Here is a 21564-nt window from a genome sequence, read left to right on the forward strand (position 1 = left end):
AAGCGGCTTTCTGTTTGCTACGATTCGACTGCTTCCTGAGCGGACACATTTTGCAGATGAGCAAACTGGCTGTGATACATTTCGAAATAAAAGCCCTTTTTCTGCAAAAGCTCCTCATGGGTACCCGACTCGATGATTTCCCCCAGGTGAATGACCAAGATCAGATCCGCATTTTCTATGGTTTTCAAACGGTGAGCGATAACAAAGCTTGTTCTCCCCTCCGTTAAGCGGTTGAGTCCCTTTTGAATCTCGATCTCTGTGCTGGTATCGATGCTCGAGGTGGCCTCATCCAAAATCAGGATGTCGGAATCGGCCAAGATAGCTCTCGCGATGGCGAGTAATTGACGCTGTCCCTGACTTAAGTTGGCTCCACCCGATGTGATGCGCGTCTGGTAGCCATCAGGCAGATGCTTGATGTATTGGTGTGCCGAGGCCATTTTGGCTGCTGCGATGACTTCCTCATCCGTTGCCTCTAAACGTCCGTAACGAATGTTCTCCATGATCGTACCGGAAAACAGGAACGTATCCTGTAGCACAACGCCGATTTTTTTCCGCAGTCCGCTAAGCTGATAATCGCGAATATCGCGGCCATCCACTTTTAGCTCGCCAGCTGTTACATCATAGAACCTCATCAAGAGATTAATGATGGTCGTCTTACCGGAACCAGTGGGACCTACAAGAGCGACCTTCTGTCCTGGCTTCACCGCGAAATGGATGTCCTTTAAGATCGGTTTTCCCTTCTCATAGCCAAAGTGAACGTGAGAGAATTCCACATCGCCCCGAAAAGACTCCACAACGACGGCATCCTTTTTATCAACCATATCCGGTGTCTCGTCCATGACCTCAAATACGCGCTCCGCTCCAGCAATGGCCGATTGAAACATATTAAACAGGTTGGAGAGCTGGTTGATGGGCCGAAAGAATTGCCTCGAGTAGGTCACAAAGGCCGCAATAATTCCCACGGTGGCCATCCCCTTCACCGTCAGGACCGCGCCGACCAGGATCACTAGACCAAGTCCAAGATTGTTGATGAAATTGTTCACAGGGCCAAGAAATCCTGAGACCGTATCTGCCGCCATCGCTGAATGGCGCAATCGTTCATTGACGCCTGAAAATTCCCGGTCAAACTTCCCCTCTTTGCCGAAAAGTGTGATCACTTCGTTACCCGAAATCGACTCCTCGATAAATCCGTTCAGCTCTCCCAGATCCTTTTGTCTCTTCTTAAAGTGCTTGCTGCTGTACGCGATCAGCTTTTTCGAGGCAAGCATCATGATGGGGATCACGAGCAGGGTCACGATGGCTAGAAGCCAATTGAGCGAAAACATCGCAATCGCCACTCCCACCACCATCAATACCGATGAAAATATTTGAACAACGCTCTGACTAAGGGCATTATTCAAGCTATCAATGTCATTCGTTACCCTGCTCATCAGATCGCCGTGCGCGCGGCTGTCAAAGAAGCGCAGGGATAAGGTCTGAAATTTATCAAATAAATCCTGGCGCAAATTTCGAATCGTTTGCAGCGATACGCGAACCATCATAAACGTTTGCAGCCAAGTAAATACCACGGTTGCGATGTAGACAAGCGCAAGGAAAGCTAGAAGTCTGATCGTTCCTGCGATGTCCCTCGGTATGATGTATTCGTCCATGATTATTCCGATCAGATAGGGACCGAGGATCCCCAGCAGCGTAGAGATGATGACAAAAAGAATCGATGCCACCAATTGTGCTTTTTGCTTCTCCATGTACAGCCAAATCCGTTTGATAGTTCCCGTCCGATCCTTTGCTTTTACCACCGGACCGCTAAAGCCCATCGGTCCCCTCGCCCGGTTCATGATATTGGGATTAGACGCTGACGAAGGCTTGCTCATGAGTACGTAACCTCCCTTCCGCTTTGCGAAGTGTAAATATCACGGTATACCTTGCTCGTCGCAAGCAATGTCTCGTGTGTCCCGCTCGCTTCCAGCCTTCCATCCTCCATGACCAGGATCTGATCCGCATCGATAATGGAGGATATTTTGGAGGAAATGATAAACACGGTCGAATCGGTGTAAGCCTCTCGCAGCGCCTGTTGGACAGCCGCTTCGGACAAGGCGTCGATCGCCGAGGTCGAATCGTCCAGAATCAAGATTTTCGGCTCCCGGATAAAAGCACGTGCCATGGACAGCCTTTGCTTTTGCCCACCGGATACATTCGTTGCGCCTTGCAAAAGCTGATGCCCAAACCTTCCGTCAAATCTATCAATGAATTCTGATGCCGCGGCTGCCTGTGCGGCTTGCTCCATGTCATCCGTCGTGGCTTCTTCTTTCCCGAAACGCAAATTGTCCTCAATCGATCCTGAAAACAGAGTCGCCTTCTGCGGGACAAATCCGATCGCGGTACGGAGCTTCTCCAACGGCATATCCTTGACGTCGATCCCATCGATGAGGACGTTCCCTGCATCCGGGTCATACAGGCGGGGAATCAGCTTGACGAGCGTTGATTTCCCACAACCGGTAGACCCAATAATCCCGATTTTCTGTCCGGCCTTAGCCTGAAAGGAGATGTCCTTCAGTACGTATTCTCCATTTTTGCTATAGCTGAAATCCACTTTTCGAAATTCCACTTCTCCGCGTATTTCTGGTCCGGCGATTGGCTGTTCCCGCTCGGTTATGTCAATTTCCATATCAAACACCTGCACAATCCGTTCTGCGGACGAGAACGAGCGTGCAATCTGCATGAGGACATTGCTGCTGCTCACAAGTCCGTTCAACATAATGTTTAAGTAGTTGATAAAGGCTAAAATAACCCCGATCTGAAGCGTCCCTTCACTGACTTTGATCACGCCCATCCATAGACCTGCCACGATTCCGATATTGACGATGAACATCATGAGAGGCATCAGGGTGACAATCAGCTTTTCGGCTGTCATGTTCCGTTTCATCAACCAATCATTGGCGGTTTGAAAATGGCTCTGCTCATGATCATGACGGTCAAAAGCCTTGATCACCCGAATCCCTGCAAGCATTTCCTGAAGCTTGGTATTCACCTGGTCCATCGCCTTCTGCACGTGGGAGAACAGCTGTCCTGACCTCACCGTAAAAAAATAGATCAGCGCAATCAGAATAGGGATCGCTGCCAGCAACACCGGAAACAGCTCACGTGCCGTAAGCCAAACGATCACGACCGACCCGATAAACAGCAGCGGTCCCCGTACAAAGACACGCAGGGTCATGATGACAGCCTGCTGCAGGGTCGCAATATCATTGGTTAGGATGGTAATTAATTTGCCAGTCCCAAAGGTATCTGTATTTTGATTGGAAAATTGCTCTGTCTTCTTGAACACATCGCGCCGAATATCGGTAGCAAAATTGACAGCTGCCTTTGCGGCATAAATCGAACTCCCTGCCCCTCCGATCAATCCGATAATCGCACTGATCAGCATAAACACCCCGAGCTTGATCACATACCCGTTATCTTGATTGGCAATCCCGATATCGATCATCTCCTGCATGATCGTCGGCTGCAGCAAATCCATCGCTACCTCAATACACATCAAAAACGGCCCTACTATGGCAAATAACGCGTATGGCTTAAGATATCGCAACAGCTTTCTCATCGCATTCATGATACTTCCCCTTATTGATCCCTGTGGTTTTTTAAGCGATTGGTCATTTCATCGATTAACGCAATCAGTTCCTTGACACGTTCCGGGTTGCCGCGTATTTGTCTCATCGTTCGTCTAAGCTCTGTTTCCCATCCCTCCAGCGCCGCTCTCAGCCGTATCGATTCCTCGGAATTCCTCCAGACCATGCGTTCCTTCCACTCGACCCAGAAGTCCCCCTCTCCCTGGTTCACGAATTCCATCAGCCGCTCATTGCCTTTTTCGCTGAGGAAATACACTTTTTTATCTGAACCTGATTCCAGTTCAATCATGTGTTGGTCCAGCATTTCCTGAAGAGCAGGATAAATCGTCCCGGCACTTGCCGAATACGCCCCATGAGACCGTTCCTCCAGCTCCTTCATGATCTGGTAGCCATGCATGGATTCTTCTTTCAGCAAATGCAGGATGGCCAACTGGACAAACCCTCTCCGACGTCTCATTGTAATCCTCCTCCGTTATATCGAAAATGATAATCGATATATCGGTAATTTTCAAACGTAATACGCTTAGCATCTGCCATACAAATAAAAAAGACTTGCCCCTAAAGGCAAATCTGGTGGATGTACAAAAGATAAACGGCCTTCGTCCCGACTGATGGGGGCGAAAGCCGTTTATCTCATCTTCAATATGTTCGATCTACTTGACGAGGGCAAGCTCTTTGGTAAGACCAAGCGTGCGTCCTGTTGAAGTATGAATTTCTTCGATCAGCTCTGGGTGCTCCATAAGAGACACGCCATAGGTAGGAATCATTTCTTTGATTTTTGGTTCCCACGATTTGATTTGCTGCGGGAAGCATTTGGTGATTACTTCGAGCATAACATGTACAGCCGTAGAAGCACCTGGAGATGCACCCAGCAATGCTGCAATCGAGCCATCAGCCGCTGTAATGACCTCTGTACCGAATTGAAGCGTTCCTTTTCCGCCTGCTTCTGTATCCTTGATAACCTGTACGCGCTGACCAGCTACGACCAAATCCCAATCCTCGCTTTTCGCATCAGGGATAAACTCGCGCAGCTCTTCCATACGTTGTTCTTTGGAGAGCATCACTTGCTGAATCAGGTACTTGGTCAAAGACATTTCTTTTGCACCTGCTGCCAACATCGTCAACACGTTATCCGGTTTTACGGAAGTGACCAAATCGAGCATGGAACCCGTTTTGAGGAACTTCGGCGAGAAGCCGGCAAACGGTCCAAACAGCAGCGATTTTCTGTTGTCGATATAACGGGTATCCAGATGCGGAACGGACATTGGCGGCGCGCCAACTTTTGCTTTCCCGTATACCTTTGCGTGGTGCTGTTCAACGATTTCCTGGTTCTTACAGACCATAAATAGACCGCTTACAGGGAATCCACCAATATGTCTACCTTCAGGAATACCGGACTTTTGCAGGAGATGCAGGCTTCCACCTCCGCCACCGATAAAGACGAATTTTGCTGTATGGCGCTCTACGCTGCCAGTATTCACATTTTTCACTTTCAATTCCCACGAACCGTCGCTCGTGCGTTTAATATCATCGACGCTGTGTCCGTAGTTGATTTTCACGTTCTTCGTTTGCAGATGTTCAAACAGCATGCGTGTTAAAGCGCCAAAGTTGACATCTGTACCCGAGTCAATTTTTGTTGCTGCAATCGGCTCATTCGAGGTACGACCTTGCATGACGAGAGGGAGCCACTCTTTCAGCTTTTCAGGGTCATCGGAAAATTCCATACCTTGGAACAACGGGTTTTTAGACATGGCTTCAAAACGCTTCTTTAAAAACTCTACATTCTTTTGACCTTGAACCAGGCTCATATGCGGAAGTGGCATGATGAAGTCTTCTGGATTCTTGATCAATTTGCTATTTACAAGATAAGACCAAAACTGTTTAGAGAGTTGGAACTGTTCATTAATATTGATTGCTTTCTTAATATCTATCGATCCGTCTGGCTTTTCGCTTGTGTAGTTCAGCTCGCACAGTGCAGCATGCCCCGTTCCCGCATTATTCCATTCGTTAGAACTTTCCTCTCCTGCCTTTGCAAGCTTCTCAAACACTGTAATTTCCCAATCTGGTACTAATTCTTTCAGCAGTGACCCTAAAGTCGCACTCATGATTCCGGCACCAATTAAGATTACGTCTGTTTTACTCATTTTAACCGTCCTAACTAGTATAATTTGAAGAAATGTTGCAGGCGCTCCTGCTTTATGCTCCACAGCAAGCCAGGGTGAGACACCGTCACACCCCTTGTTATAGATCAATTATAACCTTATTCATATTGTATCACTATTAGTTATAGAATAAAATGTTTGTCATTATATACTATTTAAATACAAGAAAATCATATAATATGTCTTGATTCTCTTGTATTTATAAGGAAAAAGCTGTATTTGCGTGATAATTTAACAGAATCTTCACAAAGCCTAGATTTCATATTGTTGATGATTTAAGCTTATTGTAGAAATTTTGTTTTATTTTTCCACCTATTTTAGAGATGAAAGCGAGGTGTCTTTCCTTGAATACTCTCACTATCATTGTCATACTCGTCATCTTCTCAAGTATGACGGCGGCAGTGATAATCGCATTTGTTGTCAAAACCATAGGGGCTAACAAAAAACGCTATACGCAGCGCAAGACGATTCTCGAGCAAGGGACGTCCGCACAAGCGGTGATTAACTCGATCCAGCAAACCCATGCACAATTGGATGATCAGCCAGAAGTCTTGCTCGATCTAACCGTCACGATGCCGGATGGCAAGGTTATTTCTACTGTGGTAAAGACCTTCATTCCCATCATAAATGTCCCTGCGTTTCAAAAAGGCAACGTCATTGAAGTGAAGGTGATGACCATAGACAATGAGCAAAAATTCGAAGTAGTGGGTTCTTATCTCCCTTGATCAGAGAAGAGTAGCACCCGCTAGAAGCCACAGCAATAGGCAGCACCTGAACATCACTCGGGGATATCGCCCTGGTATCCCCGCTCCCTTGCCGCGTCCATCATACGTATAATCTCATGGCTAGGACGACAGAAACTCAGCCACGCTGACTTTCCGCACCTCATATTTTGCACCGATGCTTTTTAGCTGTTCCCCGGTTTTCGCGGCACCGGGCTCAAGTCCCTTATACACGAGTAAAGGCGTCGCCTCTAAATAGGCCTTCGCTTGTGAAAAATCGCACGAGAACATTTTCTTGATGAACAGCAGCGTTTTTTTCTTATCGCTGCCCTCACCTGTCAGAAACACTTTGTAGTACTCGTACGGTTCATCTCCGCTCGTATCCCATTCCTCAAAGCCCCGCGGTACTAATACACTATGAAGAAACTCCTCAAGATTGCCATAGGCAACGGAAAAATCCCAAGTGCCCATCCCGTGCGCTGCCGTATAAATGACCGTATCTCCTCTGGAGAGATCGATGCAGTAAGGGTCGCCTTCGTCCGAAGCAATCACCACATAACTACTCGGCCAGTCCTCAATATCCTCATGGGTTACTGGATTGTAGTTGTATCCCCATTGCCCCTTCAGAAGGTCCTTTGCCCCGTAAATCTCCAAATTCGTATATTCGTCCGTACTCCAGGTCACCGACTCCGGGACATAATGCTTCAGGAAGTACACGTAGTCATCAGGCAGGCTCCATTGGTCCGTAACTTCACGTATTGCTTGATCGTCCGCTAAGGTCCCGAGATTGATTGGATACTTCGCGTAAAATTCGGGATCTTGTTCGCGCTTAGCCGCTACAACCTCTTGCATTTTCTTTATGACCGCATCCATGTCCGTATATTTATCCGCCAAAGCTCCACCCCTGTCATTAGCAGATTCATAAGCTTATTCTTTGAGTTTATCATTCAAAGCAGGGAAAATGACATCTTTTCTTTACCTAAATAAAGTGTGCTTGCGCGTAACCACTCGCCTTCATTGTAGATCTCTTCAGTTACAAATCTGGTTCGATTCTAAGAGGGGGCAGTGTGGCCTAAGGAAAAACCACTCTGTGCGTAGAGTGGTTTTGAATTTAGGTATGGGTGATATCTTTTTGCCAGCCATGCTCTTTGATTTCGTTTACGGTTGGAAAAACGGATAGATCACGATCGCTGGCGTCAAGACGACTATCCCTTGCCCCTTGTTCCCTATTATTGCAGCTTGTTCATTTGCGAAATCAGATCGTCGACCGCTTTATCCACCAGGTACGGGCCGAAATTCCAGTTTTCGCGGGTGACGTTGATGACATGGTTGTTCTTAATCGCCGGGATGGATTGATACAGGGGCTCCTTAAAGCGCTCCAGCATACCCGGCAATTCCGCCTCGGTCATCTGTGTGAAAAAATATTCGGCAGGCTCGGCTACAAAGGCTTCGATCGAAAGCGCGGTGCCGCCGTCTTTAAACTTCTTCAGGTTCTCGGGCATCTCGAAGCCGTAATCCTCATAGATAAGCTTGCCAAGCGTACCGCCCTTCCCCCCAATCAAAAACTCTCCTTCATAGAAAAAAAAGTTCGTCGCCGTTGTGCCAGGTTTGATCTTCACGTCGATTTGGTCGCGAATGCGCTACAGTTTCTCCTCAATGCTCGTAATCCAGCTTTCTTTATGGCTATCTCAGTATGTTTGTCTTCTCCTATGATAAGATTCACCGAGTTTTGGAAATCTATTGTGTTAAAAAAAGAAGAGGTTTCTTAGACCTCTTCCTTTCTCGTTTTATACATAAAAAAATACTGAAATGGTTACAACAATGATTGCTTTTGCTGTAATATCAGTTCCCAAAATAGCTATCATTTTAACTATTCGGCTTTATATGCTTTGCTTCATTCTAATTACCTCCAGATTTTAAGTTATTGGATTTGGGAATATTAGGATTGAACTAATGCCCTTCTTCGATAGGGTATGGAAGGCTTTACTTTTATAATTGTTTGGTCATAATCGCCTAGCCAGCCATATATTCTATTGCAGCATTTTTGATCATTTCGATTCTAACATCTTGAATATATTTCATTCTTATTTCATCCAATTCAGCATCGTAAACCTCACCTATATTGGAAAACTTTAATTTTAATCGTTCGATTATTTTATGAGATAGCTTTAAATTGTCTATACTATGACTTCTAAGGATTTTATAAAGTGATTCACTTTCTGATATCTGAATCTTATTCCCACATCTCGGGCAGAAAGCAAAAGTTTCATCCGCTGTTTTATAATCACATTTCGAGTTTGAACACTGATACTCATTATCATCCCCTAAATTCTCCATTACTACTTTCAAATCTTGTGAAGTGGGGTAATAAGCTTGATTTGCATCTATATTAGTTGAGATATTATCCATCTCCGAAATATCCCTGATGATTAAGTCAGTAAAGAGTAAGCTTGGGTTTAAAGACATATAATATCCATACTGATTTCGTCCAAGACTTTTCTTACTGTAATCAATTAATATTATATTTGAATACGCAAGTATGTCGAACACTTGCGGAATTTGGTCGTACACAATTGTTGAAACATAAAATCCTGCAGATAACTTTTTCCTGCTTTTTCTCTGTTTATTATTCCATTCCCTTAGATTGGGTATTATTACTTCCTTCATTAAATTTTCTGCAGCTTCAATATGATTCTTATACTTAACAAGACGTTGTTTTAAAGTACTAAATTCTTTCCATTTACTGTCGAATACAGTCCTTAATGCTGCTATTACCCTCGGCATGCTAATAGTCTTGTTAAATGCCCTACTGTTCTCCAACTCATCAATAATATGGAACGCAAATCTTGGATTTCCGTTACTACAAGAACAAATCGTATTGATTACAGCTCTATTTATAGTAAGCTTATTCCAATAACTCTCGTCAAACTTTTGAATTCTAACTTTAAGAATGTTGTTTATATAATTCAGATCTTCCAAATTGGTTGCAGACCAGTCTAGTCTTAACTCTTTAGCGTCCTGCCCTTTTTCGAAATACTTTCCATAATTTGTGATGCCCGGATAAACAGCTGCTTTACATGCTATTTTAGGATGCCTAAGAGCTTTAAAAAGCGTAAAGAATTTTTCTTGCTGACTGTGGGAAAAAACATGGGCCGCTTCATCAAACAATAGCACTATCCTATCAAGATGAAAATCCTTTATTAAATCAACCAAAAAATTCTTGAAGCTTGTCGGATTCTCTAATATTGTAGCTAATTCAGTAGATGGAATCTTATCGCCTAATAAATTGTTATCTTCAATATCACCTTTCTCTAATATATGAATATATTCTGACAACACCTTTGAGTAATAAGAATAATCCCCTCTGTTCCCACTTCCAAATATCTTAAATAACCGATCTTCTAGACTTTCAAGACTAGAGGGTTTTAATTTCATTATCTGTTCGAGCACTTCATAGAGAATCTTTCCCATGGTCCATTGTAAAAATGGATCTAGCAAAGAATTGACTATTTTAATTCGTTCAATTCTAATTGACTCTTCAAAACTTACCCAGACAGCGAGTATACTGTTTTGTCCAAATGTATTTTTGGCAAGCAATTCTACCGATTTCATTAACATTGTTTTGCCACTGCCTCGACTACCCTCTAGTAAATACTGTTCAGTATCTAGTAGCCGTTTAACCTTATCATCACTTCTATCAATAAAATATTCCTGAATTAATGTTTCATCTAGGCTCTCAGTTCTATCAACAATATAATCTCCGAGAGATTTAAATGTTATTGTCATAATTTTACAACCCCTGAAATGTTTGCTAGTGCTATAAGTTCTTTTTCCTTGTTATTGAATCTTAATACGTACATTACTGCAATAATGCTTAACGTTTTTAAAAATTTATCCTCAAAAAATTTAAACATTTGCCTATTGTAAGTAATTTCTAGACCTGTTGTCTTAGTTAAGGTCTTGTAACGACCGTGTACAACGTCACTTAATTCAGAATAAATTTTTTTCAAGAAATTACTGATAGAGTTTTCACTAGTTTGTGCAGACATTATTGCTGGATAGAAGGTATGTATATACTTGGAAGTGAAGAACATATATTCATTAACTAAAGTAGATACATATCTATCAGCTTTCAAATCGTGTTGCTGAAAAAGCTTGTACTCAATTTCATGGTCAATATAGTAAATTGCATTACAAGCCAGTTCAAGTAAACTTCTTAGCGATACTATTGATAATCTATAAAAGCCAGATGATGCGGAATGTAATGATGATATAGAATCAGATATTATTTCATTCCATAACTCATTGGTCTTATTGTTTTCCTTAATCTCTTCATGGATCATCAATAATGCATTCAAATGGGATAAAATATTTGTAAGATCGTTATCCTCTATAGTTTGTTTTTGTATTGACGTTACAGGTTCAATAAAACCATTTATAAAAGTGGCTTTTGTATATGACATAATATTCACTTCCTTTTTTTCGTGAATATTATACCATGTTGAGTAATCTATTCAACCTTTTTCCATATTGAAAATATACTCCCATTTATTATATTTTCTCTCTCTGTTAGTAGTACTCAGTTTAAAAGGCATCTACTTAGGTACTGCTTAAATATTAATGAAATTATACGTCGGCAAATTCAAATAAAATGCAGGTCCCCAATTTTCCCAAGAGCTCCTGCCGAGCGGAAGGCACCTCCGAACTCTTTCAATGGTCCGATAAATGCTTGTCCTCTCCACGTCGAGACATCCTGACTTCCCATTTTCAAATTAATCGGGTCAAAGACTGATTTTATTTCTCCGATAAAGCTATGATAATTAGTCTTTATCTCCTCATGAGACAACTATACCACCACGCATCTCTTTATACTTATATCAACTAAATATAGTATTTTAGACACAATTCATCTTGGTAGAAATACTCAATGATACTCAAGAAATAACTAATCACTAGTGATGTTTTGCTATAAAATTACCCCTCACTTATGATACGGCTCCCCCCGACTAATCCGAAACGCCCGATAAACCTGCTCCAGCAGCACCAATCGCACCAGCTGATGCGGAAACGTCATCTTGGAGAACGACAGATGCGCATCGGCCCGCTTCAGTACGGCATCCGCCAGCCCCAAAGAACCGCCAATCACAAACGCCACCTGACTGCGCCCGTGCAGCGCTAGCTTGTCCAGCTCCGCCGACAGCTTTTCGGACGACCACATTTGGCCTTCGATCGCCAGCGCGATGACGTACTGGTCCTGTTTGATTTGCGCGAGGATGCGCTCGCCTTCCTTGCGTTTGACCTGCTCCATCTCCGCTGCGCTCATTTCTTCCGGTGCTTTTTCGTCGCTGACTTCGACGACCTGCAGCTTGCAGTAAGCGGAGAGGCGCTTGCTGTACTCGTCGATGCCCTCTCGCAAATATTTTTCCTTCAGCTTCCCTACGGTAATGATCGAAATCTGCACGTGTCTACAATCCTTTCTCTTTCAAAAGCGCGATCTGTGCGGGTGCTCCGCATACCCGGCAGCGCTTGTCCATCGTTTCGTCCTCGATCAGCTCTGCCCGATGTGTATCTGGCGCGGCCTCGAAATCGTTGACGTAGTCATCCAGCTCCTCGTCAAAATGCTCCATGCAGGCAAACCGCACAGGGAAATCAGCAAGCAGCGCGACCTCTTTTCCCTCTATCTTTACGCTTTCCAGCTTTCTCTCCATCTTCTTTCCCCTTTTCCGTCCAGTAAATGATATCGTCCTATATTCTACCCCAGTTCGGGGAGAAAACAAATTGCCACTCTCACTCGATCAAACAAATGGGCAGAAGCCACCGGTATTAACGCGGTCGGCCAACCGCAAAAAAAAGAGCGCCGACTCTCATCGGCGCTTTCAATGAAGGGATCTATTGTAAAAATAGATAGAGGGGAACTAGGAACTACCTATATGCAAACGGGACAAACTGCATCCCGGAATTGCCTGTTAGAAGGTTCATTTGCTGCCTAGCAAAGATGGACCGAGTCGCCCTTTTTACTCAGGCGTTTTTGCAAGCTTCACGGTTGCGGTTTTCTTGAAGCCGTCGCGGTAGTATGTGATCTCGACAGAGTCACCCGGCTTTTTGTTCAAGGTCAGGAATTTGCGCAGCTGGGCACCGGTATTGATGTCCTTGCCATCCATTTTTACGATGACGTCGTACTGCTTCAGACCAACCTCACCCGCTGGCGAGAATTTGCCAACCTCGTTTTGAATCACGACACCGGCTTGCACGTCATCCGGCAGGTTCAAGGTTTCTTTCCAGCTGTAGCGCGGTACATTGGTCAGGTCGTACGGCTGTACGCCCAGATAAGCACGCTCCAGCTTGCCTTTCGCCATCAGCTCGCTGACGATCGATTTGACATCGTTGATCGGCAGGGCGAAGCCAAGACCTTCGACACCTTCTTTGGAGATTTTCAGTGTGTTGATCCCGATGACCTGTCCTTGGATATTCACCAGAGCCCCACCACTGTTACCAGGGTTGATCGCGGCATCTGTCTGCAGAACATCCAGCTCCCAGTCGTCTTGACCATTTTCGTCAAAGTCCATTGGCATCGAGCGCTCCAACGAACTAATGATCCCTTGTGTCACGGTACGGGAGAATTTCATACCCAGTGGGTTCCCGATCGCGATCGCCGGCTCACCGACTTGCAGGGTAGACGAGTCACCCAGTTCGGCAACAGCCGTTACCTTGGAGCCGTCAATCTCGAGAACGGCCAGGTCCGCATACATATCGGCACCGAGGATCTTCGCTTCTACTTTCTCTCCTGTCGGCAGCGCGATCTCCAGCTTTTGCGCTTGGTCGATTACGTGGTAGTTGGTAATGATATGGGCTTTTCCACCCTTTTTCTCAAAGATGACGCCAGAACCTTCGCCCTGTTCGACATCCTGCGTGCTGCTATTCATCCAGTTGGTTCTGGTTCGACCGATGTTGATGACACCGACGACTGCGTTTTCCACTTTCTTCACGGCGTCTACGGTTCCGGTTTCTACCTTTACCGAAACAGGGGTCGCAAACAGATTGGCTGTCGGGTTGCTCATTACATTCGATGCACTTGGCTTTACCATGTTGATGTAACCTGCATTGGAGAGAGTCGGCAACGCGAGCAGAACGACCATTCCCCCAATCACCGCAGAGGTTACCGACGTCATGATCAGACGTCCCACACCCGGCCCACGTCGATTTTTCCGCTCCACGTGAGTCAAATCATCATAAAATCCCATGATTCACACTCTCCTTCACTCTATTGTTACTAGGGTGGCAGATTTTTTGCACTCCTATACTTGGTTGGACAATTTGGAATGTTTACTGTCATTCATTCTTGCTTGGTTTCCTTTTGACATCCTCAGTATACGTTTCGTTTTCGGCAAAATCGCGTGAGAAATAAGGAAAGGTTGTGGAAACTGCAAAGGCCTTCGGAATATTTCACCGAAGGCCCGGATATGATAGATTAAAAGCTTTTGAAAGGGTTGATAGAACGTGAAAGAAGTGAATCTCATCGCGAAATTGGCTGATTTGCAAGAAGTAGACTACCACAATACGCTTGTCCTGCACGCCGTCATCGAGGTATTAGTCGCCAAAGGTCTGCTGACCAAAGACGAAATCGCCCATAAAATGAGCGAGCTGGACACGCAGCTCACCTTTCACGTCGATACGTACGCCAAGCTGACAGATACCGTAAATAGTCGCCAGATGCAAATCAAACCGCTCCTATAGGACCTCGAGCTTCGTCGGGCGATCCGGATAGGTGTCGCGCAGCTGGACATCGTCTCCTACCACCAAGCCCTTTTCTTCTAATATGTTCTTCACAGTCAGTCTTGCCAGATCGATCATGTTGTTCTCTTTGCTCAAATGCGCCAGGTACACGCGTTCTGCATTCCCGCCCAGACAATCAAGCAGGGCATCTCCAGCAGACTCGTTGGACAAGTGTCCCACGTCGCTCAAAATACGCCGCTTGATGCTCCACGGGTACTGCGACATCCGCAGCAGCTCCACGTCGTGATTCGATTCAAACACATACGCGTCTGCCCCACGAATCGTCTCCTTGATCTTGTCGCTGACATAGCCCAAATCGGTAGCGACACTGAGCTTTTTCGCCCCATGGTAAAAGCAAAAGCCCATCGGCTCTGCTGCGTCATGCGAAATGCCAAAGGATTCAATCCCTAAATCTTCCAATTCCTGTTTGTCTCCAACAGCAAACAAACGCCGCTGCTCTTCCTTGATGGTTCCGATCTGTCCGTCCAGCTCGCCCCAAGTCTTGGCGTTGGCGTAGATCGGCAGGCCATAGCGCCGTGCCATGACGCCGACCCCTTTAATATGGTCGACGTGTTCATGAGTCACGAGTATCGCACTGAGATCAGCCGGATTGACCCCGATGGTCTGCAGCGCCGCTTCGGCTTGTTTTCCTGTAATCCCTACATCGATTAGCACGGAGACACGGTCAGTCGCCACATAGATGGCGTTGCCCGTGCTTCCGCTTGCCAGTACACTGAATCTCACCCAACATCCCTCTTCCCGTAGCTTCCCTCGCTGTCTGTCTCTCGCTTTCCATTCCGTTCATTCTACCGTTGTGTCACCATCGGTCTTTCCAAAGCTCCTGTAAACGCATTGACGAAATGCTGCTTGCCATCGTGAATGACCCGCCAAACAGGTGCCAACGCCTGAATATCCGCGTCATAGGATCCGTAATAGCCCAAACTCACGCTCTCGATTCGCTCTCCTGGCAAAATGATCTGCTTGTCCACCAGCGAACGCAATGCCGTGTAGCCTGAGATGACTTGTCGGCCGCCGCCTTCCTGTTTCCGTATGTGGAAAAACGTCTGTCTATAGCCCAGGATCGAGCCATTCTCCAAATACACTTCCAAAGGCGCAACGAAAACCGGCATCTTCTGATAGACCTGCCAGTAAAGCAGTCGTCCCTGATTGGACTGATACATATCAGCCGTATATTGCTCGCTGTACATCAAACGGGGACCAATTTGCCGCAGCAGCTCGGTTGGCGTGATTTGTCCGCGTATTTGCAGCGGTGGGTTCAGCTTGGCAGCGAGCGACATTTTCTCCATCGTCGCTGTCAGACCAGGCATGTCTTGCAGAGAAAGCGGATTGATCCCGATGTACTCCGCATTCAAATAGGACATCTCTGGCGTATCCTGAGGCACTTCTGTCATGAGAGCGATGTTCTGCTGCTTCAGGTACAGCTCCATATCCCATTTGTCCCCTTGCGCTACATCCTGGTTATTCCAAAAACTGATTCTCGTCACATACACCTGATAGCCAAGAAACAAGTCGAGGAGAAGAAAGGCCCAGATCAGAATGGTCTTGGTTCTACTCCAATCCATGCACCTTTCCTCCTCCCTGGTTGGCTTCTGCGGAAATGTACAGGTTTGCCTGGTTCGCCATCTCCACGACCCAAACTGGCATCAGGTCTACATACCCTTCTCCAAATATGGTCTGGTAGGCCAGATACGCATTCGTAATCTGGTCGGTATCCGCGAGCTTCCTGTCACGAATCATTTGGTAGAGCTCTGGGCCCGACATCACTTTCCACTCTTTGTTGGAAATGTACTTATCCAGGTTGAGCAGAGAACGGCTGAGTGTCACCACTTGCCCTGCCTCTGAGGTAATCTGGATCGTATCAATCGGTTTTACACTGTTGCTAATCAGCGGATAGGATCCTACGTATTGGCGGAACGTGATCAGATCCTTCTCGTTGTAGCTCTTTTTCATCCGCTCAAAATGGTACTCATCCAGCCACCCAAGATGCTTGTTGATGAAGGTCACGGCACCCTGTACCTTCTCTTCGTCAGACAGCTCCTGGGCTCTCTGCTGATAGGCAGGGTCGGTAAAGGTAAACGCCTGCTGCTCGGAACGCAGCTGTACCGATCGGCTCCCGTCGGTAAAAATGACGGTCTTGTCCCGCTCCATGATCTGTCTCACCAGCGAAGGATCGAGGAAATACGCTTCGATCAATCTTTCGTCGCTGATCGTCTCATAGCTGTAGCGAAATTGCTGCATGCGTACCTGATTTTTCGGGAGATAGTACATGTTCCATACCGGGAGCGCCCCTTCCAGTGAAGAATAGGTTCTCTCCGGCTTTACAATTTTCATGATCTGCTCGGGCATCTGATTGCCTGTCGCCAAATAAGAATCACGCAAATCCTTCGGGCTGATCGAAGTCCGCGCACGCATCATTTTTCCCTCTTCAGAAGACAGGAACAAAGCGTAGACGAGATCCTCGTCCTTCTCGTAGTACAGCCACAGACGATCGACGCCTTTAATCTGGCTATCGTACTCGTCCCGGAAAGTAACCAGGCGCCCAACGATCGATAAAGGAATGGTACTTCTGAACCGCACCTCGATCCCCATCTTTTCCCGGGCAATTTCCCCCCAATTGTCATTGGAGAACATATACGGCGTGAAATCGAGGAATATCCACTTGGACATTTCCCTTACGATCATGCTGTACGGCCCATCCGTGGCGACCGCTTTGGTATGTCTGTCTTCCCCATAGTGAAATACGACGGACTCCGGTGTCACGAGCTGCATCAGCTGCTTTTCCTGTACTGGCTTGGATTCCGTGTATTGGGCAGGCTCGATAAACTGAAATTTCGGCTGGTTGCTCCACAACAACCCGGTCAGACAAAAGCTCAACAGCACCAGCACATTGAGTAATACGGTCTTGGTAGGCTCCAGCCACCGTCTCAGCCACCTTTTCATACCGCCTTACCCCCTTGGGCAAATGGAACCCAGAACGTTACCGTCGTCCCCACATTCCATTCACTGGTGATCTCGATGTCCGCTCCATGCGCTTGCACCAATTCACGAGCAATCGCCAGACCCAGACCCGTGCCGCCCTGTCCGCGTGAGCGCGCTTTATCAACCCGGTAAAACCTTTCGAAAATGCGTTTCAAATCGCGGCTCGGGATCCCGATCCCCGTATCTTCTATGGAGATGAGCACCCGCTTTTGATGGTTGTTTACTTTTGCATGCAAGACCACTTTTCCCCCTTGGGGAGTGTACTTGATCGCATTGGATAGCAAATTGTCCAGTACCTGGTTGATCGCATCGGTATCAATGTATACCGCAGGCAGCTTGTCCGGCACGTCCAGATGAAGCTCTACCTCCTGCTGCTCACCAAACATGGAAAAGCGATCCGCCGCATAGTGAAGCACCCGATTGAGATCGGCTTCCTTGCAATGCAAACGCACCCCTTGGGAATCAAAACGCGACAGCTGCAGCAAATCGTTGACCAGACGGATCATTCGCTCCGTTTCCGACATGGTCACTCGTAAAAAGCGATTGGACAAATCAGGCTCGTCCATCGCGCCATCCAGCAAAGCTTCCACATAGCTTTTGATCGTCGTAAGCGGCGTTCGCAGCTCATGGGATACATTCGCAACGAATTCCCTGCGCTGATGCTCCAATCGTTGCTGCTCCGTCACGTCAGCGACCACGGCAATGATGCCGCCCTTTTTCCCACTGTCATGCTGCAGCGGTGTAAACGTCACACGCAAGATGACCTCATCCCGATTGGGCAGCATCATCTCGATAAACAAAGGCTCCTCCTGCTCATGCAGCGGCATTTCGTCCTCAGGAGGCAGCCCCAGCAAGTCGTACAGGGTCCTTCCTTTGATCAGCACCTCAGTCATGGTCACCTGCAGCATCTCTTCCGCAGCACGGTTGAACAAAATGATTCTGCCCTTCCGATCGGCAGCGATCACTCCGTCTGTCATGTTGCTCAAAATACCGGCGAGCTTTTCCCGTTCTTCCTCCTGCTGCAGGATCGCCTCCTGAAGACGTATGGTCATATGGTTAAAGGCCATCCCCAGCTGACCGATCTCATCGCCACTATATACCCTCACATTGCGGTTGAAGTCTCCGTCCGCGACAGCACGCGCCTGGCGAGTCATTTCCTTCACCGGCTTGGTAATGGTCCGTGCCAGCACGACTCCCAGACCAGCCGTGATGATCAGGGCAAACATCGTACCCGTCGCCAAAATTCCGTTCATTTTACGAATCGTAGTATACGTGCCTTCCATCGAAGCGACCATATAAACCGCCCCATACACGATCTGATCGCCTTTGACAGGGAGAACCAGCACTTTTACGCGCGCACCTGTACGCGGATCGATCCGCATAGACTCACTGCGAGTCCCCAGCAGTGCGACGGTGACTTCCGGCTGTGACGTCCGTTGGCCAATCGTGCTCTTGTCCTCTGTCGTACTGACGACGGTACCCGTTTGGTCGATTACCTGTACGTTGGCACCGTTGATCTTTACCAGATTGTTAATCAGGTTGTCGATGTCCTGTCGATATTGCTCCTGATTCTGTTCCTTTCCTTCTGTTGGCCGCAGATCCGCTTCCAACAGGCTTGCCAGCAGACTTGCCTGGCCGTTTAGCGACTCGGAAAACGTGTTGATGTAGTAGCTCTCGACTTCCCTGGCAAAGTAAGCTCCAATGAATTGCATCGCCAACAAAATGAGCAGCATGTAAATGACGACCATTTTCCATTGAACCGTTTTAAACAGCCGCCTCATCCAGGCGTTCCTCCCATGCCAGGGTTACGCAGTGTATAGCCCAAGCCCCGACGGGTGATGATGTATTTCGGCTGACTCGGATCATCCTCGATTTTTTCCCGTAAACGGCGAATGGTCACATCGACAGTACGCACATCGCCAAAGTAATCAAATCCCCATACAGACTGAAGCAAATGCTCCCGCGTCAGTACCTGCCCCTGATGCTTTGCCAAATAAACCAGAAGCTCGAACTCCCGATGGGTCAAATCCAACGCCTCACCCGTTTTGTCAACGGTGTACGAGTGCAGGTCGATCTCCAGCTCGTGGACACGCAGTAGATGCTGCTGGTCCTTTTCCTCATTCTTGGGCTGATGCCTGCGCAAATGAGCTTTGACCCTTGCGACCAGCTCGCGCGTACTAAATGGCTTCGTGACGTAATCGTCCGCACCCAATTCCAGGCCTAGTACTTTATCCAGCTCCGAATCCTTTGCTGTCAGCATGATGATCGGTACATCATGAGACTGACGCACAGCTCGGCAGACGTCCATCCCATCCTTGCCTGGCAGCATCACATCCAGCAAAATCAGATCGGGCCTTTCATTTTGAACAACTACCAGTGCTTCCTCACCGTCATAGGCGCAAACCACCTGATAGCCTTCCTTTTCAAACGTAAACTTCAAAATATCTGCAATCGGTTTTTCATCGTCTACAACCAGGAGTTTTGCCATCTTGCTCCCTCCTTTTCTTCATAAAAAGATTCCACTCGAGGAGCATCTATTCCTCTACAATACACCATGTCCCGCGCGTAAAGAAGTCCTCTGGAAAGCACTCCCTGCCCGTAGCTGTTTCATGTGCACAAAAAAAGGGTAATCTCGCGTGGAGACCCCCTTTTCCCTATTTCCATAAATTGCTTGTCTATTTCAAGTAACGCATAGGGTTCTGGATTCGTCCATTCTGATGAACCTCAAAATGCAAGTGAACACCCGTAGAATCCCCTGTCGATCCTTTTACTCCGATTTTTTTGCCTTGCGCAACCACGTCGCCTACCTTGACACTGATGGTGCTCATGTGGCCATAGAGAGTTTCCATGCCGTTGCCGTGATCGATGATGACCGCTTTTCCGTAGTCGCCATCCCATCCAGCAAATTTGACACGACCGTTATCGGCAGCCAAAACAGAACCAGATCCGGCGATGTCGATCCCTTTATGCATACGGCCCCAGCGCGTACCAAATCCGCTGCTGATATAACCGCTCGCTGGCCAGCTCAGACGGCCTGTCCCACGAGATGGAATCACCTTGGTTCCCCGCTCCACGATTTTCGCAACAGGCTGTGCGATCACGTCCTGCTTGACGATATTTTTCGCAACCACTTGCCCGTTTTCTTTCACGATCTCATACTGAACCATCTTGCTGCCGTCCCGACCTTCCTGGACGACTTTTGTTTCTCCCTTTGGCAGCTTATCGTTGTTGTTGATTTGCGTGGAGAACGCAATCGTTTCTTTTTGGGAGAGATCCTCTTTCACCTGTACCGTCACAAACGGACGAATAGCGGTCACGTTGATTTGCTGCCCCAGCTGGAGCAACGTATTTTCCGTGATGCCAGGGTTGTTTGCATAGATATCATTTGACGTAATGCCGTACTTTTTAGCGATACAACCGATGCAATCTCCTTCAACGACTGTATGCGTCATTTGCTTGAAGGTACCTTTAACGAGCAGCTCCTCCAGCTTGTCCGCCGGCAAAACCTGCGCGGCTGTGACTGAGTCGCTCTCTGTCTCTACCTGCTCCTTAAACGTAACTTCCTTGATGGGACTGCTCTTTGCAGGTGCGCTTAACGATGCAGCCGCTACGGCCACTTTCTTGTCTGCCTGTGCTGGGATTCCCGAAAACTTCTCTTTCACATGAGCAAGCACTTGATCAGCTGTATTCTGATCCGCCGCATAACCGACAACTTTCCCGTCTACAATCAGCTTAACCGCCTCAACCTTGATGTCGGCGATGTCGGATAGTGCACGTACAGTCGACTCGTTATCAAACGGCGCCTTGTACTTGCGCTCTTCCTGGAACGTGATGTAGTCAGCAAGCGTCAAAGACAAGCCGTTCTTCGCCTGTTCCTCTTGCAGCTTGGATGCCGTCCAGTTCTTTACCACTGCGGGGTTGTCCACCACGCCAATCTCTTGACCATTTACGAGAACGTGATACACCGAATTGATGTTGCTGGTGTAGTAGTACTGTGCAGAAGCTCCCGCTGCCACGGTCAGTACCAGCCCTGCCGCGACAGAAATGGTTTGTTTCTTATGTGTTTGAATGTATGAGCTTGTTTGATCTATCGTACGCTTCGCCAATTGTCTGCAATTCTGAACGATTTGCTCTGACCGTTCCTGCAGCTTGGCCTTCCATTCCGACCATTGCATAACTTGTCCCTCCTGAAAACATTAGCAGCTCGCCTTGCTTTCGGTATTCCCTGAATTGTTTAAATATACCGACTAGGACATATAGCCCAAAATTTTGTTTCCAGTA

The 21564-nt window shown here is 47.1% G+C and carries 19 protein-coding genes; 2 read left to right on the forward strand and 17 right to left on the reverse strand.

The window, feature by feature from the left end; all coding sequences use genetic code 11:
- Positions 1-17: 17 nt before the first annotated feature.
- The 4 genes from EDM59_RS26435 to EDM59_RS26450 form a co-directional block, all read right to left on the reverse strand.
- Positions 18-1835, reverse strand: a complete 1818-nt coding sequence (locus EDM59_RS26435) for an ABC transporter ATP-binding protein (protein WP_122926454.1) — start codon at positions 1833-1835, stop codon at positions 18-20.
- 32 nt (positions 1836-1867) lie between these two features.
- Entirely contained in the window at positions 1868-3607 is a 1740-nt protein-coding gene (locus tag EDM59_RS26440; protein ID WP_122926400.1) for an ABC transporter ATP-binding protein, read from the reverse strand.
- 11 nt (positions 3608-3618) lie between these two features.
- Positions 3619-4083, reverse strand: coding sequence for a PadR family transcriptional regulator (locus tag EDM59_RS26445; protein ID WP_122926401.1), 465 nt, complete (start codon positions 4081-4083; stop codon positions 3619-3621).
- A gap of 196 nt (positions 4084-4279) precedes the next feature.
- Positions 4280-5770, reverse strand: a complete 1491-nt coding sequence (locus EDM59_RS26450) for a malate:quinone oxidoreductase (protein WP_122926402.1) — start codon at positions 5768-5770, stop codon at positions 4280-4282.
- A 362-nt stretch (positions 5771-6132) separates the two neighbouring features.
- Here EDM59_RS26450 and EDM59_RS26455 point away from each other — a divergent pair, with 362 nt between their 5' ends.
- Complete coding sequence (locus EDM59_RS26455; RefSeq protein WP_246011256.1) at positions 6133-6513, forward strand: hypothetical protein; 381 nt, start codon at positions 6133-6135, stop codon at positions 6511-6513.
- Positions 6514-6633: 120 nt separating this feature from the next.
- Here the strand turns inward: EDM59_RS26455 and EDM59_RS26460 are convergent, their stop codons facing one another.
- The 7 genes from EDM59_RS26460 to EDM59_RS26495 all read right to left on the reverse strand — a co-directional run bounded on the left by EDM59_RS26460 (position 6634) and on the right by EDM59_RS26495 (position 13751).
- Positions 6634-7404 (reverse strand): SMI1/KNR4 family protein, encoded by a 771-nt coding sequence (locus EDM59_RS26460; protein ID WP_246011258.1) that lies wholly within the window; start codon positions 7402-7404, stop codon positions 6634-6636.
- A gap of 335 nt (positions 7405-7739) precedes the next feature.
- Positions 7740-8072 (reverse strand): TroA family protein, encoded by a 333-nt coding sequence (locus EDM59_RS26465; RefSeq protein ID WP_246011259.1) that lies wholly within the window; start codon positions 8070-8072, stop codon positions 7740-7742.
- A 451-nt stretch (positions 8073-8523) separates the two neighbouring features.
- The gene (locus EDM59_RS26470) at positions 8524-10296 is read right to left on the reverse strand and encodes a hypothetical protein (protein ID WP_246011261.1); all 1773 of its coding nucleotides are present in this window, start codon (positions 10294-10296) and stop codon (positions 8524-8526) included.
- Positions 10293-10973, reverse strand: a complete 681-nt coding sequence (locus EDM59_RS26475; RefSeq protein ID WP_122926405.1) for a hypothetical protein — start codon at positions 10971-10973, stop codon at positions 10293-10295. The genes EDM59_RS26470 and EDM59_RS26475 overlap by 4 nt, the downstream gene beginning before the upstream one ends.
- A 518-nt stretch (positions 10974-11491) precedes the next feature.
- A complete protein-coding gene (rlmH, locus tag EDM59_RS26485) occupies positions 11492-11971 on the reverse strand; it encodes a 23S rRNA (pseudouridine(1915)-N(3))-methyltransferase RlmH (protein ID WP_122926407.1) in 480 nt (159 codons plus the stop codon).
- A 4-nt stretch (positions 11972-11975) separates the two neighbouring features.
- Complete coding sequence (locus tag EDM59_RS26490; protein WP_122926408.1) at positions 11976-12218, reverse strand: CxxH/CxxC protein; 243 nt, start codon at positions 12216-12218, stop codon at positions 11976-11978.
- A gap of 306 nt (positions 12219-12524) precedes the next feature.
- A complete protein-coding gene (locus EDM59_RS26495; RefSeq protein WP_122926409.1) occupies positions 12525-13751 on the reverse strand; it encodes a S1C family serine protease in 1227 nt (408 codons plus the stop codon).
- 256 nt (positions 13752-14007) lie between these two features.
- On the opposite strand from EDM59_RS26495, the gene EDM59_RS26500 reads away from it, so the two are divergent.
- Positions 14008-14244 carry a hypothetical protein gene (locus tag EDM59_RS26500; RefSeq protein ID WP_122926410.1) on the forward strand — a complete coding sequence of 79 codons (237 nt, stop codon included), beginning with the start codon at positions 14008-14010 and terminating at the stop codon, positions 14242-14244.
- Here EDM59_RS26500 and EDM59_RS26505 read toward each other — a convergent pair.
- The 6 genes from EDM59_RS26505 to EDM59_RS26530 form a co-directional block, all read right to left on the reverse strand.
- Positions 14239-15027 carry an MBL fold metallo-hydrolase gene (locus tag EDM59_RS26505; protein ID WP_122926411.1) on the reverse strand — a complete coding sequence of 263 codons (789 nt, stop codon included), beginning with the start codon at positions 15025-15027 and terminating at the stop codon, positions 14239-14241. The genes EDM59_RS26500 and EDM59_RS26505 overlap by 6 nt on opposite strands.
- 62 nt (positions 15028-15089) lie before the next feature.
- A complete protein-coding gene (locus EDM59_RS26510) occupies positions 15090-15866 on the reverse strand; it encodes a two-component system regulatory protein YycI (protein ID WP_092271204.1) in 777 nt (258 codons plus the stop codon).
- On the reverse strand, positions 15853-17232 hold the full coding sequence (locus EDM59_RS26515; RefSeq protein WP_122926457.1) for a YycH family regulatory protein: 1380 nt from the start codon (positions 17230-17232) through the stop codon (positions 15853-15855). Before EDM59_RS26515 ends, EDM59_RS26510 begins: the two co-directional genes overlap by 14 nt.
- A gap of 8 nt (positions 17233-17240) precedes the next feature.
- Complete coding sequence (gene walK / locus EDM59_RS26520; protein ID WP_122926412.1) at positions 17241-19064, reverse strand: cell wall metabolism sensor histidine kinase WalK; 1824 nt, start codon at positions 19062-19064, stop codon at positions 17241-17243.
- On the reverse strand, positions 19061-19771 hold the full coding sequence (yycF, locus tag EDM59_RS26525) for a response regulator YycF (protein ID WP_122926413.1): 711 nt from the start codon (positions 19769-19771) through the stop codon (positions 19061-19063). Before yycF ends, walK begins: the two co-directional genes overlap by 4 nt.
- Before the next feature lie 187 nt (positions 19772-19958).
- Entirely contained in the window at positions 19959-21458 is a 1500-nt protein-coding gene (locus tag EDM59_RS26530; RefSeq protein WP_122926414.1) for a LysM peptidoglycan-binding domain-containing M23 family metallopeptidase, read from the reverse strand.
- Positions 21459-21564: the final 106 nt, after the last annotated feature.

The sequence above is a fragment of the Brevibacillus nitrificans genome (assembly GCF_003710965.1).
Classification (GTDB): domain Bacteria; phylum Bacillota; class Bacilli; order Brevibacillales; family Brevibacillaceae; genus Brevibacillus; species Brevibacillus centrosporus.